The 15,211-nt window shown below is 43.5% G+C and carries 15 protein-coding genes; 6 read left to right on the top strand and 9 right to left on the bottom strand.

The annotated features are described in order from the left end of the window. Positions 1 to 150 precede the first annotated feature (150 nt). Positions 151 to 744, bottom strand: a complete 594-nt coding sequence (locus tag QNI24_RS04180) for a TetR/AcrR family transcriptional regulator (protein ID WP_267175028.1) — start codon at positions 742 to 744, stop codon at positions 151 to 153. A 104-nt stretch (positions 745 to 848) separates the two neighbouring features. Between QNI24_RS04180 and QNI24_RS04175 the strand changes: the two genes are divergently transcribed. Further along, a complete protein-coding gene (locus tag QNI24_RS04175) occupies positions 849 to 1,586 on the top strand; it encodes an SDR family oxidoreductase (RefSeq protein ID WP_267175027.1) in 738 nt (245 codons plus the stop codon). Positions 1,587 to 1,665: 79 nt separating this feature from the next. Here QNI24_RS04175 and QNI24_RS04170 read toward each other — a convergent pair whose 3' ends face one another. Then, on the bottom strand, positions 1,666 to 3,462 hold the full coding sequence (locus QNI24_RS04170; protein ID WP_267175026.1) for an Ig-like domain-containing protein: 1,797 nt from the start codon (positions 3,460 to 3,462) through the stop codon (positions 1,666 to 1,668). Positions 3,463 to 3,581: 119 nt separating this feature from the next. On the opposite strand from QNI24_RS04170, the gene QNI24_RS04165 reads away from it, so the two are divergent. The 3 genes from QNI24_RS04165 (at position 3,582) to QNI24_RS04155 (ending at position 6,226) form a co-directional block, all read left to right on the top strand. After that, positions 3,582 to 4,061: a GNAT family N-acetyltransferase gene (locus tag QNI24_RS04165; RefSeq protein WP_267175025.1), complete on the top strand. Its 480-nt coding sequence runs from the start codon at positions 3,582 to 3,584 to the stop codon at positions 4,059 to 4,061. 17 nt (positions 4,062 to 4,078) lie between these two features. Continuing rightward, positions 4,079 to 5,383 carry a DUF1329 domain-containing protein gene (locus QNI24_RS04160; RefSeq protein WP_267175024.1) on the top strand — a complete coding sequence of 435 codons (1,305 nt, stop codon included), beginning with the start codon at positions 4,079 to 4,081 and terminating at the stop codon, positions 5,381 to 5,383. Positions 5,384 to 5,467: 84 nt separating this feature from the next. Next, entirely contained in the window at positions 5,468 to 6,226 is a 759-nt protein-coding gene (locus QNI24_RS04155; protein WP_267175023.1) for an isocitrate lyase/PEP mutase family protein, read from the top strand. Between the two features lies 1 nt (position 6,227). Here the strand turns inward: QNI24_RS04155 and QNI24_RS04150 are convergent, their stop codons facing one another. Continuing rightward, the gene (locus QNI24_RS04150; protein WP_267175022.1) at positions 6,228 to 7,037 is read right to left on the bottom strand and encodes an acyl-CoA thioesterase; all 810 of its coding nucleotides are present in this window, start codon (positions 7,035 to 7,037) and stop codon (positions 6,228 to 6,230) included. 2 nt (positions 7,038 to 7,039) lie between these two features. Next, positions 7,040 to 7,765, bottom strand: coding sequence for an alpha/beta hydrolase (locus tag QNI24_RS04145; RefSeq protein ID WP_267175021.1), 726 nt, complete (start codon positions 7,763 to 7,765; stop codon positions 7,040 to 7,042). A 193-nt stretch (positions 7,766 to 7,958) separates the two neighbouring features. On the opposite strand from QNI24_RS04145, the gene QNI24_RS04140 reads away from it, so the two are divergent. Next, the gene (locus tag QNI24_RS04140; RefSeq protein WP_267175020.1) at positions 7,959 to 8,411 is read left to right on the top strand and encodes a MarR family winged helix-turn-helix transcriptional regulator; all 453 of its coding nucleotides are present in this window, start codon (positions 7,959 to 7,961) and stop codon (positions 8,409 to 8,411) included. 16 nt (positions 8,412 to 8,427) lie between these two features. Here the strand turns inward: QNI24_RS04140 and QNI24_RS04135 are convergent, their stop codons facing one another. The 3 genes from QNI24_RS04135 to QNI24_RS04125 all read right to left on the bottom strand — a co-directional run bounded on the left by QNI24_RS04135 (position 8,428) and on the right by QNI24_RS04125 (position 10,190). After that, a complete protein-coding gene (locus tag QNI24_RS04135; protein ID WP_267175019.1) occupies positions 8,428 to 8,643 on the bottom strand; it encodes a helix-turn-helix transcriptional regulator in 216 nt (71 codons plus the stop codon). Further along, positions 8,643 to 9,119: a hypothetical protein gene (locus QNI24_RS04130; RefSeq protein ID WP_267175018.1), complete on the bottom strand. Its 477-nt coding sequence runs from the start codon at positions 9,117 to 9,119 to the stop codon at positions 8,643 to 8,645. Before QNI24_RS04130 ends, QNI24_RS04135 begins: the two co-directional genes overlap by 1 nt. Positions 9,120 to 9,302: 183 nt before the next feature. Then, the gene (locus QNI24_RS04125) at positions 9,303 to 10,190 is read right to left on the bottom strand and encodes a tetratricopeptide repeat protein (protein ID WP_267175017.1); all 888 of its coding nucleotides are present in this window, start codon (positions 10,188 to 10,190) and stop codon (positions 9,303 to 9,305) included. A gap of 174 nt (positions 10,191 to 10,364) precedes the next feature. On the opposite strand from QNI24_RS04125, the gene QNI24_RS04120 reads away from it, so the two are divergent. Beyond that, the gene (locus QNI24_RS04120) at positions 10,365 to 11,894 is read left to right on the top strand and encodes an integrin alpha (protein ID WP_267175016.1); all 1,530 of its coding nucleotides are present in this window, start codon (positions 10,365 to 10,367) and stop codon (positions 11,892 to 11,894) included. Positions 11,895 to 11,896: 2 nt separating this feature from the next. On the opposite strand, the gene QNI24_RS04115 is transcribed toward QNI24_RS04120, so the two are convergent. Further along, the gene (locus QNI24_RS04115) at positions 11,897 to 12,445 is read right to left on the bottom strand and encodes an ECF-type sigma factor (RefSeq protein WP_267175015.1); all 549 of its coding nucleotides are present in this window, start codon (positions 12,443 to 12,445) and stop codon (positions 11,897 to 11,899) included. 1 nt (position 12,446) lies between these two features. Beyond that, positions 12,447 to 15,167: a serine/threonine-protein kinase gene (locus tag QNI24_RS04110; RefSeq protein ID WP_283708501.1), complete on the bottom strand. Its 2,721-nt coding sequence runs from the start codon at positions 15,165 to 15,167 to the stop codon at positions 12,447 to 12,449. Positions 15,168 to 15,211 lie beyond the last annotated feature (44 nt).

Here is a 15,211-nt window from a genome sequence, read left to right as displayed (position 1 = left end):
TTGAACCAAGTGAAGGGTTGATGCCGTGAAAGTATCAACCCTTTTTTATGCGTGCTAAGTTTTAAAAATATTTGGTGCTTAAGCCAGTTTTACCTCGGCCAAGTTATTTGTGAGGCTTTAACTGACTTTTCATGTTGTTAGTTTGCGTGACTAAAGGACTTTCAATGAGGTTTCGACCACTGTGGTCAGTTGTTGTGTGCTTTTACCCGCTCTGGCCAATGCGGCAGTGCCATGCATAACGCCCATGAAGTACTGTGTCAAAGCCGATACATCATGATCATCAGCTAACTCACCATTTGATTGAGCCGCAGAAAAAAAGTCCAATAACACCCCTTCTCCGACCAATTTCATGGCATCAATTTGGGCTTTCGCTGCAGCTGGGAAATCATCACTGATAGACTCTGAGATACTCACAGAAATAAAGCATCCTTTGGGTGCTGTGGCACCACATTGACCGTGGATGATACTCATTAAGTAGCCACGCAAACGTGCTCTGAATGTTTGGTTGTCTTGCTTCAAGCAATCAACATGGCTGCTGGCATAGGCATTGAGGTAATTCTGCAAACTGGCAATGAACAACTGTTCTTTGTTGCCAAAGGCTGCGTACATGCTGGGCTTATTGATACCCATGGCATGGGTTAAGTCTGTTAGCGAAGCACCGGCATAACCTTTTTGCCAGAAGACCCGCATCGCTGCTTCTAAAGCTTGTTTTTCATCAAATGTTCTGTGTCTACCTGCTGGCATAAAAATAAATCATTTAAAAGACTTGACCATTTTATACCGAACGGTATATTATTGCAATCATACCGAACGGTACATATTTAGTTTAACCCAAAAGGAAGCACATAATGAACATTGAAATAAAAAATAAAACAGCGGTTGTAACCGGCGCAAACAGAGGCATAGGCCGCAGCATCACCGAAATATTTTTACAAGCCGGAGCCAAGAAAGTGTATTTGGCAGTTCGTGATTTAGACTCAGTCAAAGAACTGGAAGAAAAGTATGGCAACCGCGTTGCGGCGGTTCAAGTTGATGTGGCTGATAAAGCAGCGATTCAAAACTTAGCCAAACAAACACCTGATGCTGAAATTGTGGTCAATAATGCCGGCGTACTGAAACAAGCTGATGCCAACGACCCCAATGCCGAAGAAGCACTGGCATATGAATTCAACATCAACACCTTGGGCTTGCTGCGCATGGCCCAAGCCTACCAACCGATACTTAAAAAACAACCCGAAGCCGCCTTCGTACAATTGAACTCTGTGGCTTCAATTAAGAATTTCGCTTCATTCACCACCTATTCGGCATCCAAAGCGGCGGCCTACTCTTTGACGCAAGGTTTGAGAGAAACTTGGGCAAATGATGGCATCCAAGTGTTATCGGTGCACCCCGGACCGATTGCCACAGACATGGCCAAGCAGGCTGGTTTTGATGAGGCCGATCCGGCAGATGTGGTGGCTGACGGCATCGTCGAGTCATTGGCAACTGGTGCCTTTCATGTTTTCCCTGACACCATGGCCAAACAGTTTGAGGCGGTTTATCATGATTATGCCACCCAAGTTATCGAGGCTGAACCAGAGGGCTGAATACCAGCCAGTTGAAAACACAATAAAAAAGGGCCTTTCGCGGCCCTTTTTAATGCTCTGTATAAGCGGATGATGGTCATTATTCAATCAACGACCTCATCCAAGCTGTAATCATTTCCTGTTGTGATGACAGGTTTAAGTCTTGGCGTAATTGCAGTGTATGCGCAGCAAAATTCAGCCTCCCAGTCTCCGCATCATAATTCAATGCCTCATAGGCACCAGACTTGATCTGTATTTCCAATAACACAGCCTCATCACCATCAAAACCATCAATGAAAATGACATCGGTTAAACTGACATTGAAGTTCACCTGGTTAGATGTGTTGTTACCATTGTTTTGGGTGCCACCATTATCCAGCATGGTTAAAGTACACTGGGCAGTGCCTAAGTTTTGCGTGAATTCAATGGTCAACTCACCTTGTGTATCCACCACAATAAAGTCAATCACATCATTGGGATCGCTGCCACAATTAGGGAAAAAGCCCAAAACCCCTTGTCCAGATTCATTATCGGGACCGAAAGATATATCATCAACGAAACCGGCCAGTTGAATTTGGTTGTTGGCATCAAGCAAACCCGTGGCATCGATGTCTCCCAACACTGAAATGGTTGGCGCGTCATTGACACAAGTCACTGTCATCGACACGCTGGCCGTTGAGCCCCCATTGAGGGTGTAAGTAAAATCATCTGTACCATTGCCATCGTTGCAGTAATCAGCGTTGGAAGCATAACTCAATGATGAGGTGTTATTGGTCACTGATGCATTGCTGGGCTGATTCACACTGCTCACTTCAATGGGACCATCATCGACATCGGTGTCATTACCTAATACATTGATAACTGTTGCGCCAGCATCTTCTAATACAGTCACGGCATCGGCCACAGCCACTGGAGCCTGATCTATCGATGTGGCAACCACAGAAGTGCCATTGTCATTGACTGTACCCACTCCATCAAAGCTGGCTACATTAAATACAGTAGTAACCGCTTGGCCTGGAGCCACTTGGTCATCGGTGGGGTCAAAAGCCAACAAACGAATAGCGGTTTGGGCTTGCGCAGCCGTTCTGGCAGAGAGGCTATATGGTCCGCTGCCAACAAAACCAGAGGCTGCCAAAGAGGCAGGTGTGAACACGCCATTGGCATTGTTATTCAGAGTGACCGTTAAAGCCACATCTTCACCATCAGGCTCTCCTAATAGAAGGTTTTGAAAAGCCAGAATAGTGGCATCATCGTTAACAGCTTGGTTAGACACACTGCCTGAAATGGTGGGCAAATTATTAGCGGACTGAAGGTCGCTGTAAATAAAATTATCAACAGCAATGTAGTCTTGGTTACCAAGCAATTCAAACTGAACAGAATCAATATCCGTAGCACCGAAAGCCGTTGCTGATAAGTCTATGCGGTGCCACCTGACATTGGCAACGGTTTGTTGGCCGTAATCAAACATAGCCACATCAGCTGAAATGATTTGTTGCCCATTCCTGAAACCCAGAACACGGACCAAAGCACCTGCTGACTGAACGACGCCACCTTGATTCTCAGAGGGCCACACATCAAAACGCTGTGCCCTGAAGGTTTGACCTGTAGGCGCATTGATGCCGCCAACATTACCAACATTTGAAGTTTCAAAACCGGTATCTAAATACCCATCTGAGGTACCTAAATTACCGTTTAAATCAGAGCCAAAAGTAGCAATATCTATACCAACTAATTCAGCACTGACTGTGAATGTTTGGCCTGATGAAACAAAACTGCTGTTGCCGTTGCCTATGTTTTCAAAGTCGTAAGTGACATCAACACCGGCTGAGACAGAATGGATGACTGACAATAAAATAAAAGTCGTCAGACAGTTGATGACATTGAATTGATTGTGCATTGTTTTCCCCTTTAATATATGACACAGACATAGTAGCAAGTACAAACAGCTTTAACAAGATGTGCCTGCGGCTTAAAATATTCATCTGCTGTCCGCTGAATTCTAGTAAAATCGATGCAATGAAAGACACCAATAACCACTCCATACGGCGGGCACGTGTAGAGGATCTGAACTGTTTATTAGATTTTGAACAGAAGATTATTGCCACTGAGCGGCCTATGGATCCCAGCATGATTCAAGACCAACCCATCAGTTATTATCCCATAGCTGAATACTTAGAAGACCCAAAGACAGAGGTGCTCGTTGCGGAAAATCAGACTCAAATAATAGGCAGTATCTATGGCCAAATCAGACCCCGCAAAGACTTTTTCCAAACCAGTCACCTAGGATACATCGGTTTCATGTATGTGCGAAAAGCCCATCGTGGACAAGGCGTGAGCCAGGCCCTGATTGATGCCATCAGAAGTTGGTTCAAACAACAAGGCATCAGTGAAATCATCCTGCATGTGTATGCCAAAAACCCACGCGCCATCAAAGCCTATGAAAAATCAGGTTTTGAATCACATTTAATTGAGATGCGCTTTAACCCTGATAAATGAGGGTGTAAACTAAAAGCATGAAACCTTACACTGTATTGGCCATATTTTGTCTGCTCACACCGCAAGCTGCCTTCAGCCAAGTCACCATCGAACAAGCTGCCATGCTAGACAAAGCGCTGACGCCAATGGGTGCCACCCGAGCTGGTGATGAAGCACTGGGCATTCCGGCCTGGCCAGATTTAAATCCTGTTGATGAAGACGAAACAGCTTTGTTTACCATCACCAAAGACAACTACCAACAACACACAAACCATTTAACGGCAGGTCAAGTGGCTTTATTTGAAAGTTATCCTGAAACCTTTAGCATGCCGATATATGCCAGCAGAAGAACGTTTTCTGCACCCAATGAGGTTTATGAAAACACCAAACGCAATGCCACAACGGCGCAACTGAACACAGAAAAAACCGGCTTCAGCAACAGCCAGGCCGGTATTCCTTTTCCCATCCCCCAGTCCGCTATTGAAGTCTATTTCAATCACATCGCACGTTGGCGCGGGCTGCAGTTAGAGAACTTTGCCAGTGATGCCATAGTCAATGACAAAGGTGTGATTTCACTATCCAGCCGCGAATCCTTGATTAAATTTGATCATTACATCCCCGACAACAAAAACCCCAATCGACTGTTTTCTGCTATTTCCAAAACCACTGCACCGGCTAAATTATCAGGCGGTGGCGGTTTGGTGCTGGAACCCATAGATCAGATCCAGCAGCCCCGTTCTGCTTGGATTTGGGACAAAGGGCGCCGCCGTGTTGTGAGGGCACCTAATGTTTCTTACGACCAACCGGTCAGTTCAGCCAGTGGTTTAAGGACCGCCGATGACACCGATATGATCAATGGTTCGCCGGATCGCTTCAACTGGCAAATGCTGGAACCAAGAACCTTATATATCCCATACAACAACAACCGCTTAAGTAACCGCGATTTAACTTATAAGGAAATCTTAACTAATGGCCACATTAACCCAGTACATACCCGCTATGAGCTACATCGGGTTTGGGTCATCAGAGCCACCCTGAAGGAAAAATGGCGGCACCTATACAGCCAAAGGGATTTTTATTTGGATGAGGATTCATGGTCGGTGGTGATCGCTGATCAATACGACAAACAAGGTCAATTGTTTCGTGTCAGCTTGTCCTACTTGATGCAGGATAACAACATGCCAGGAACCTTTCCCGTGCTCAATGTGTTTCATGATCTGAATGCCAGAGAATACCATGTGATGGGACTACAAAATGAGGCACCCAGAGGCAATGTCTATGACGGTGAGATAGCCAAAGACAACTTATTTACCCCCAACGGCCTCAAACGTTACGTGAAATAATCTTAAGGGTTGAGTTCCGAATCTGACCATTTATGAGTTCAAGGGCCAGTATGATTGTTTGTTCTTCATACAGCAATAAACAACATGACTCAACAATATAAACCTTCTTTCAAACAATTACACCAGCAACAAAAACCGCTTAGATTAACCAACATTTGGGATTCAGCAAGTGCCGCCATAGTCCAACAGGCAGGCGCCCAAGCTCATGCCACCAGCAGTGCTGCGCTGGCATGGGCCAATGGCTATGCAGATGATGGTAGCTTGCCAAGGCAGGTTTTATTGGCAGCCATTGAACGAATCATGCGAATCACAAACATCCCATTAAGCGTTGATATCGAGGATGGTTATACAAAAAACCCAGCAGATGTCGCCTCATTGGTTCAACAATTGGCGGCGCTTGGTGTGGCTGGCATCAATATTGAAGATGGTGTTGATGAACCCAAGCTGTTGGTCGATAAAATAAAAGCCATTAAAACCACAGTTACTGATACTGACTTTTTTATCAATGCCAGGACTGATGTGTTATTGCGCTCACTGCACTTTAAGCATACACAAACAGCTGAAATTAAATCGCGGGCACAACTGTATCAAACCGCAGGTGCTGATGGTATCTTTATTCCTGGCCTTGAAGATGAACAAACCATTCAACATCTGACTCAAGCCATCAAGTTACCTGTGAACATCATGACTGAGTCGGCAGAAAAAAATCTCGAAGCCTTGACAAAAGCTGGGGTAAAAAGAATATCACTGGGTCCCAACCCATTCATTCAAGCTTATACTGCTTTGACAGCACCGCATTCAGCAACCCTTGATTATGCCAGGTTGAATCAATTACTGAGTTAAATCAAGCAAACACCCCAACTGTCTGTCGACTTAAGGCCAACAAACCACCCTCAGGGTTATAGATTTGTGCGTCACTGAAAACATAGCCATCGCTGGCATGTTCTGTGTGGGCCTGATAGGCCAGCCATTGGTCAGCATCTGGCAGTTTTTGATGCTGTGGAAACTCCAAATTCCAGTTCATGGTACTGGCGGCAGCAGGCAGTTTTAATTGTTGTAGCACGGTGCATGGCCAGGCATCAATGGCGGCTATTAAATGACCATCATCAAATCCATTGGGCCGCTGTTTGAAACGCATCCAGCCATGCATGTAATCTTTTTTACTGTGCATAAAAGGCAAACGACCTTGCTGCAAATTAATCTCGAAGTGACGCAGGAACTTGGGCACCACTTTGGGGATTTGTGGTAAAAAATTACCCTTCTTGGGTAATGGCATGTGGTGATTGTGTTTGTCAGTTATGTTGATTTTAGATGTTCGTGCGATACCAAAACAGCCCTGTGCCATCACACACACCCGATCATTTTGCATGATCTTCGCTGTCAATTGCGTTGCACTGCGACCGCTTCTCATGATTTCCACCTCAACAAAAATCGGTACAGCCGTCATCAGCGGACCAATGAAACTGTAATTAAGGTACCTGACGGGTCGATGTTCATTGGGTTGATTGTTGCTGACTTGCTGTTGCATACAAGCAAACACCATGGCAGCGGACAGTCCACCGTATACTGTTCTGCCTTGAGCCCAGTTTTCATCTACCACTACTTGCTTGTCATCTGACTCCAGCAGTGTCTTGATGATTTCATCAAATTGCATGATTAATCCTGTTTGGCCAATGTTTCGGCTATGATGCGCCAAACTTCAGCATCGACGCCCATGCCCAGGTGAGAACAACTGATCTCAATATTTCTGGCATGTTCGTTGTATCGATCAACCGATGCGCGCCAGCCAACCACGCCATCGGACTTGCTGTACATCACAGTCAATGGCTGCGAAATGCCTTGTGAATTGATGTCATGGATTTCAGCCTCGTAAGCATCTAGATCCATCTTCATTGATTTGGCGTATTTGTTTGCCACCACAGTATATTTGGGCCCACCCATCAGCGGCGTTCCCATGGTGATGACTCCTTGCACCAATTCAGGATGTAAGCGGGCCACCTCTCTGGACAATACGCCACCCAATGACCAGCCAATCAATGTCACTGCATCGCCGCCATGATTGTCAGATATTTGCTGCACGGTCTGCAGCAACAATCCCTTGTCATGTTCTACATGCCCTTTGTTACGACCGTGTCCCCAATCAAATACCTTGTAGTTGATTGATTTGAGGAATTTTTTCAACGGCCGCATTGACCATTCATCGGCACCATATCCAGGTACCAGCACCACCAATTGGCCTTTACCACGAGGCACAGATGCCAGTTTTCTGCGGTTGCCATAAGAGAACAGCCACTCTAAAGGCGCCCTGATTTCTCGTAAAGTATTGAATTTAGTGGGCGGCTTCAAAGGACCAGCTGATGGTGGATAGGATGTCATTTGCATTATTGGTTTACTTGTGAACGGTTTCATTATACAGTATATAGTTCACATGTGAACATTTTGTAAATGTTCACTTTAAATTGGCTTGGCGAGTTCACCGAGCCAGACAATTTTTTACTCAGCAGCCTGAAACAACGGTTTTTATGGCACATAAAAGAAGTTGCGAACGACTCACTTAACCGAACCATTAGTAAAAATGACACAGAAAATTACACCCAGCGACATCAAAGGCCACGCTTCATGGTTATCAGTAGTCAAATGCTACCTCAAATGCCAGAAAGTCATGAACAGCAAACTGGCCGCCTTGAATTTAACTGCTGCCCAGCATGAGTTGTTGATGAACATCAACCACAAACCAGGCAGTTCCCAACAACAAATCAGCGACCGATTATTGGTGGTCAAAAGTAACACCTCGGCTTTGTTAAAAAAACTTCACAACCGCGGCTTGATTGAGAGAAAAAGAAACCCTGAAGACGGTCGCAATCATCAACTGTATTTAACTGCCAAAGGCGAAGCTAAACTGGCTCAATCGATGCAGGTACAAATCACTGTCGTGCAGGCCATGACCGCGGTACTCAGCGACCGTGAAATTCAAGCCAACCTTGAACTGATGACTCGTGTTTATGATGCTTTGCATCAAATAGATTGAATGGTTTTAAAGCCCTTCAATGCGCCTTTTTTGGCAAACTGAATATATCCTCAACGGCTGCATCAAAGTATTGGGCTATTTTTAAGGCGATGACAGTGGAGGGTACGAAACGACCCACCTCAATGGTTGAAATGGTTTTTCTTGAAACACCAATGGCAGCTGCCAAGTCACTTTGACTCAATCGATGTTCAGCCCTATAGACCCTGATGCGATTGTGCAGTAATAATGCCATCAATCCCAACCCTCATCTTGAGTCTGATCATAGCCCGAGTGTGTGAGGTACAAAAAAGTCACACTGGCCGATAAAGTCATCAAAGCCAACATGGCATCAAAAAATGCAGCACCTGACAATGAACCGCTCAACAACACGGTATCGATGGCGTGTAACATCACCATTCCAACAAAAGTAACACCCCATGATATCACCAAGGATCGGTTCAAGATATTGGTCACATAACCCTGTAGCTCGGGATGTTCGACCGTTTGAAATTTAATTTTCTTTATGAATGTCGGCGCCAGTGTCCAGATAATCATCAGACTGATCACCAAGCCCCAAATAGTGATAATCATTTGCAATGTGTTTTGCCAATCCGGTGTCACCCATCCTGTGATTAATTTCAGTCCATATAACAAGCCTGTGGCCAGCATAATCCATGCCAAACGTGAACATATTTGATCTGATTTTTCTGCACAATTTTCATTTTTCATAATATTTTCCATAATTAAAGATACCCGAGCATCCCTAATTGATACCCTGAGGTTACATTAAGACACATATACCACCCATGTGTCAACTAAAAAAAGGTGCTGTACAGTTTTTCTTACTGGTGGAACTATTTATGTGATTAACTGACTGGTAACAACATGCTCATATCACAGAGCCTAAATTATTCAGTCTGAAAGGCGCTTCAAATCATTTTGTGCTGGTTTAAAATCACCATCCAGTTTGATACTTTGTTTAAGTAAATCGACGGCTTTAACCTGCTCGCCTTTATTCTCATGAGCCAGAGCCATGCGCCAATAAACTGCTGCTGTATCGGGCAGGTTCAGGTCTGTATCAACAATTGAAAAAGACTGTTGGTAAGACTGTAATAACGCGATGGCAGTGTCGGAATCTTGCTTGGCCAAAACCCTGGCCTTGGCCCGTTGGTATTGCGCCATCAATGGCCAACCAGCATCCTCTTCAGCATTGATTTTCAATAAATACCCATCGGCTTTGAGGTAATCATTTTGTTGCATGGCCATCACAGCCAATTGCATCAAGGCACCTGGACTGTCAGGTTTAAGCAAAACCAATTCTTCCAGCACCGCTTTGGCCTTGACTGGGTCTTGGTTGACCGCTGCCAATTGTGCTTCCATCTCCAGGCCCTTAAGCTGATCAACAACTTTCAGCGCCTTGATTTTTTCAGCCGCCAGTTCCTTATCACCACCGGCCACACCTGGAGCCACCATATAAAAACCAATTTCCTCTGTTCTGGCATCAACATTTTGGGGGTCCAGCTCGATGGCTGTGGCCAAAGCCTCTTTGTAATCTCCCAATGAAAACATCGCTCTAACTTGGCTCACATCTTGCATTTTCACCCTGATTGCACTGGCCAATAAATAATGAGCTGTTGAACTTTTAGGGAAGTCATCAACCAAATCCTCCGCTAAATCCATAGCCATGTCCCAATCATTGGTCGCTAAGGCATTGGTTACTATTTTTTGTTGTTCCAAAGTAACCGCAAGTGCATTAACGTTTATAAATAGAATAAAAAGAAGCAATAATTTTTTTTTCATAAGTTTCAATTGGATCAGCTTTATTTTAATCTTATTTTAAGGTTTCAATTTTGAATAATAACTGAACTTGCGTTAGATAATAGTTAGCTTGAACATATTATTTGAATTAAAAATGTCCTTTTTAATGATTAATCCTGTGTGTATCACTATCAGACATTTTAAAAGGCAATTGATATGAATAATACACATAAAATAATTTTAATCTTATTACTGAGTTCGCAAAACATTTTAGCTCAATACACAGGCAATATTCCCATCTCAGATTTAAATGATGAACAAGTGTTTACAGTTGAAGGAATCGACGAAAACGATTGGATGGGACGGTCAGTAAGTACAGCAGGTGATTTCAATGGTGATGGCATCGATGACATTGTAGTTGGTAAACCAGGAGGCTCCAATGATCGCGCCTATGTCATTTACGGTGGCTCATTTCAAGCTGACAACCCAATTAACCCTAACCTCATTGATGGTGGCAATGGGTTTTCTGTCATTGGTAGCCCAGGCACCGGGATTTCAGTGTCTTCAGCAGGCGATTTTAACGGCGATGGTATTGATGACTTATTGGTAGCAGCCAATTATTCGCTGATTGGTGAAGATGCCATTGCATACGTTCTATATGGCAACACCCTGCCGATGCTTCAAACTGTTAATCTGAATCAATTGTCTTCCAGTGAAGGTATTAAATTTAACCGTCCAATGCTGAACGAGACTCCAGGGTTTGTAGTCAGTCAAGCAGGTGATTTCAATAACGATGGATTCGATGACATCATGATTGGTTCAATTTGGTCAGATGATGGCGCCACTGATTCAGGAACAACATTTGTGGTATATGGTACAAACACTTTGGCATTGAATCCATTCAACCTTGATGACATCAATGGCTCTAACGGTACAGCAATTTATGGTGCAGTTATCGATGACACCAGTGGTTTCCAGCTAGATGGTGCTGGAGATTTTAATGGTGACATGATAGATGATATTTTAATCAGTGCTGCTGGCGCAGCAGATGATTATAAAGGCCATGTTTTTTTAATTTATGGCAGTCAATTTCCGACATACCCCATACAACTTTCCACCATAAATGGTTCCAACGGCACAAAATTTGTCGGCACTGAGACGGATGATTTTGCGGGTATAGGCTTATCAGGCAATATTGACTTTAATGCCGATGGACTGAAAGACATCATCATTGGTGCACCTTATGCCAGAGACGACTTTGGTTCTAATGTTGGCAGGGCTTATGTGATTTATGGCAGTGAAACTCCTTTAGCAGCAATTTATAACTTGGGTGACTTAGATATTAATACAGGCGTTATCATTAACGGTTTCAATCCAAGCGGCTTTGCGGGTAAATCAGTAGCTTCTGTAGGTGACTTTAATGGAGACAGAATCGATGATTTGGTGGTCGGTGCTGGTGCTTTTAATGACACAGGCTGGGCGTATCTTATATATGGCAGAGTCAATCCGCCAGCACAAATCGATGCATTTCCATTGGTGGATGCTGGTTTCTTATTACGTGGTGGAAGTGACGATAGATTTGGCGATGATGTTTCTGCAGCTGGCGATTTTAATAACGATGGTATTGCAGATGTTATTATTGGCGCATGGACTAGGACTGTTGGTATAACCTCAGATGTTGGCAAGGCTTATGTAATCTATGGAAACGATACAATTTTCAAAGCTGACTTTCAGGCGAATGAGTGAATTCACCCCAAAACCTGTTTAATAACAGTTTTTACTCCAGTCCAATCACGTTTGATGGTCCTGATATCAACCGCCATTAAATCAGCAATTTCAGCATTACTTAAACCGAGGAAATACTTAAGGTGAAAAACTTCCTCGGTTCTTTTGTTGTGGTGTGCGACTGCATTGATCACTTCATCTAATTTCAACAACCAATCAGCTGATTCGGTGTTTTTAATTTGAATGTCATCAATAGATGACAGCATGGCTTGTCTTTTGTTTGTTGTTTTGGCTTTGGCAGCATTCATCAAAACTTGTCGCATGGCTTTAGCAGCAATACAAAAGAAATGTTTTCGGCTGGTGGCTTGCACACCATACTTTCTTAATTTCAACCAAGCCTCATTGACCAAAGAGGTTGTGTTCAATGTTTCATTGGCATTGAATTGTTTACGTCTGATGCCAGCAGCGATCATTTTTAAATCTGGATAAATAATTGGAATCAATTGGTCCAAAGCTTGTTGTTCGCCATCAGACGCCTGTTCAATTAACAATGTGATTTCAACTTCTTTCATCTCAACCCTCAAACTCACAAGGTTTTATCGAAGCCGATGCTTTTAGATTTGCTTGGCTGAGAATCGCATTAAAGCCTGATGTTTGTTCATCATTTAATCCACTGATAACACAAGTTTTAACCACCAATGATTGAAGTAATTCAGTCACGACCTGGTTATTATTGTTATCAGCCGTTAAGAACCAATCAAACAACAAAATACCATCTTCTAGCGCGCTCTGATGATAAGAAAAGTAGTTTTTACTGCTCGGCAAGTGCTTGATGCGACGCTCAATGCTGGCTTGCATGGTTTTTATGGCTGCAGCAGTTTCTGCTAATTCAATGTGTAGTTGTGCCAATTGTGATTCTATCAAAGCAGCATTGAGTTGCGATGTGACAGAAATTTGAGATTGTTGTTGATTAAGGTAAGCTTGTTGAGCTGATTTAAGGTGTGACTGAGCCAACACATAATCCTTTTTATCAAATTGATTGAAATCAGCAATCGCCCAATGCACACGAGCTAATTCTTTCCAGCCTTGTGATGATTTTTCATCGGTTGCTATCACCTCATCTGCTGTAGCCATTGCCTGTTGGAAATAAGAACTTGGATCATCACCATTTTCGATGGCGGCGTCTGCCAATTCGGTCAGTGGTTTGATTTTAGCCACCATCAAAGGTATTTTTGTGGGGTGTAATTGCAACCCACGCTCTGCTATATCCAGCGCCTGTTGGTAGACATCAGTGGCTGTTTGTTCTTGTGCTTCAAACATTTGCGCTTGGTTTAACAACAACAAATTCATATTGGCCCAGGGCGAAAAAGCAGATGGTTCTAACACCAATGCATTCTCACAAGCTTGCATGCCTTCGTTAAATGCTTGGGGAATCGCATCGTATTTTTTCAAATACCGTTTGATTTGAATATCAATGCCCGCATTGGTACAGCGAGAAACGTGATTCAGAGGGTCAGATCGGCCTATCAAAATGGCTTGATTAAGGAATTCATTGCTTTTGTCCATGAATGGAATGGCTGCATCATAGCCATCAGTGGCGCCTGTGGTTCTGAATTTATTCATGTAAACTTCTGAAATTTGTTTGGCAGCTTCATGATGCCAGGGGTTTTCAGTCAGCTCTAGTTGATAATGCTCTATTGCATCATCATATCGCTCCTCAATCCAAGCCAATCGACCTGCAAGAAAATGAGATTGCTGTTGGGTTTTGCCTAACAATTCCACCGCTGGGTTATAGTGATTAACCTTAGCTGATGCCAAATGCAATGCCCGTTCGTCTTCACCCTTGATTCTTTTGCCCTTTTTTAGTTGATAAGACCATTCCACAGCCCTGGCATAACCTAACTGTCGATCAAGCTCAACGGATTGCCAACCTTTGTCTTGAGCTTGTTGCAAAAACTGCAAGGCAAGATCATAGTCGCGCATGCTCAAGTATGCAGAACCCAATGCCAAGTCAGTCAATCCTGATTGATCAACACCACTGTTGCTAATTTGTTGTTGCAAATGGGTTATTTCTGCTCGAATCCGTTCATATTCAGGTTGTACATTATGTACTGGGAGCATGTGAATACGCCTGACTTGGTTTTTAATAGTTTCGGCTTGTTGTACAAATAGTTCTGCCTGTTTCAACCTATTGCTATTAAGGTGGTTTTGATAAAAGTAAGTCGCTAAAGCCAAAACAGATACCAACATCAAAGTAAAAACCAAACCAGTTGTCTTAGGGTATTTTTGCCCTTTTTTAACCCAATAACCGAACCAAGAAACTGGTTTTGCTTGAATCACATCACCACTCATATAAGCCTTGATATCCTGTAACAAACTGATGGCAGATGGGTAACGTTGATCGGCGTCTTTGGACATGCATTTTTGCACAATCGCTTTGAGGTCACCGGGAATGGATGCAGGTAATGGCAACGGTTCATCATTAATGATTTGAAAACCCATTTCAGCAGCACTATCAGCCGAGAATGGCTTGTTCCCCGCCAGCATGTGATAGAACAACGTGCCCAATGAAAACACATCACTTCTCGCGTCAATCAAGTGATTTTGTCCTTTGCTTTGTTCGGGAGACATATACCCTGGCGTTCCCATCACTGCACCCGTCATGGTTAAAGCCGTATTCTCATCTTTCAATGCAATTCCAAAGTCCAATACCTTAACTTCATAATTATCATTAACCAATATGTTACCTGGCTTTATGTCTCGATGTACCACACCACGATCATGGGCGTGCGCGATGGCCTCACAAACCTGTTTAAACAAGTTGGTTTTTTGAGTTAAGTTGGCACTCATTTCACTGATAAAACCAATGATGTCTTGGCCTTTAATATAAGCCATTACATACCAAGGTATGTTGCTCTCGGTTACACCTAAATCCAAAAGTTTAGCAATATTGGGATGATCTAAATCAACCAGGATTTGACGTTCTCTGACAAAGCGCTCAACCACTTGTTGGCTGGCCAATTCAATGGGCAGGATTTTCAATGCTGCTTGTTGTTGGATACTGTCATCATTGCGCTGTACCAAGTAAACCACTGACATACCGCCTTTACCCAATAAAGATTCAATGCGCCATTCACCTATGACTTGGCCCTTCATCGGTTCACCTGACTGGGTTGACCAAAATTCAGTGATGGCCGGCAAGTTATCTTCCAATTCATTGGCGTCATGATTGCCGTCATCCAACGACGCAAACACACGTTTGATTATGTCATTCAGTTTAGAATCTTCACTCATGACAGTTTACACCCCTCTTCATATCAATAGCTTAAGTGTCTGTC

This window comes from Marinicella marina (assembly GCF_030065545.1).
Classification (GTDB): domain Bacteria; phylum Pseudomonadota; class Gammaproteobacteria; order Xanthomonadales; family Marinicellaceae; genus Marinicella; species Marinicella marina.
This window is presented reverse-complemented; position numbering and strand designations above follow the sequence as displayed.

Coding starts and splice junctions, on each gene's coding strand:
- QNI24_RS04145 (WP_267175021.1), bottom strand. CDS start 7,765: ATGCAAATGACATCCTATCCACCATCAGCTGGTCCTTTGAAGCCGCCC.
- QNI24_RS04120 (WP_267175016.1), top strand. CDS start 10,365: ATGAATAATACACATAAAATAATTTTAATCTTATTACTGAGTTCGCAA.
- QNI24_RS04170 (WP_267175026.1), bottom strand. CDS start 3,462: ATGCACAATCAATTCAATGTCATCAACTGTCTGACGACTTTTATTTTA.
- QNI24_RS04150 (WP_267175022.1), bottom strand. CDS start 7,037: ATGCAATTTGATGAAATCATCAAGACACTGCTGGAGTCAGATGACAAG.
- QNI24_RS04180 (WP_267175028.1), bottom strand. CDS start 744: ATGCCAGCAGGTAGACACAGAACATTTGATGAAAAACAAGCTTTAGAA.
- QNI24_RS04155 (WP_267175023.1), top strand. CDS start 5,468: ATGACTCAACAATATAAACCTTCTTTCAAACAATTACACCAGCAACAA.
- QNI24_RS04115 (WP_267175015.1), bottom strand. CDS start 12,445: ATGAAAGAAGTTGAAATCACATTGTTAATTGAACAGGCGTCTGATGGC.
- QNI24_RS04125 (WP_267175017.1), bottom strand. CDS start 10,190: ATGAAAAAAAAATTATTGCTTCTTTTTATTCTATTTATAAACGTTAAT.
- QNI24_RS04165 (WP_267175025.1), top strand. CDS start 3,582: ATGAAAGACACCAATAACCACTCCATACGGCGGGCACGTGTAGAGGAT.
- QNI24_RS04130 (WP_267175018.1), bottom strand. CDS start 9,119: ATGAAAAATGAAAATTGTGCAGAAAAATCAGATCAAATATGTTCACGT.
- QNI24_RS04110 (WP_283708501.1), bottom strand. CDS start 15,167: ATGAGTGAAGATTCTAAACTGAATGACATAATCAAACGTGTGTTTGCG.
- QNI24_RS04140 (WP_267175020.1), top strand. CDS start 7,959: ATGACACAGAAAATTACACCCAGCGACATCAAAGGCCACGCTTCATGG.
- QNI24_RS04135 (WP_267175019.1), bottom strand. CDS start 8,643: ATGGCATTATTACTGCACAATCGCATCAGGGTCTATAGGGCTGAACAT.
- QNI24_RS04160 (WP_267175024.1), top strand. CDS start 4,079: ATGAAACCTTACACTGTATTGGCCATATTTTGTCTGCTCACACCGCAA.
- QNI24_RS04175 (WP_267175027.1), top strand. CDS start 849: ATGAACATTGAAATAAAAAATAAAACAGCGGTTGTAACCGGCGCAAAC.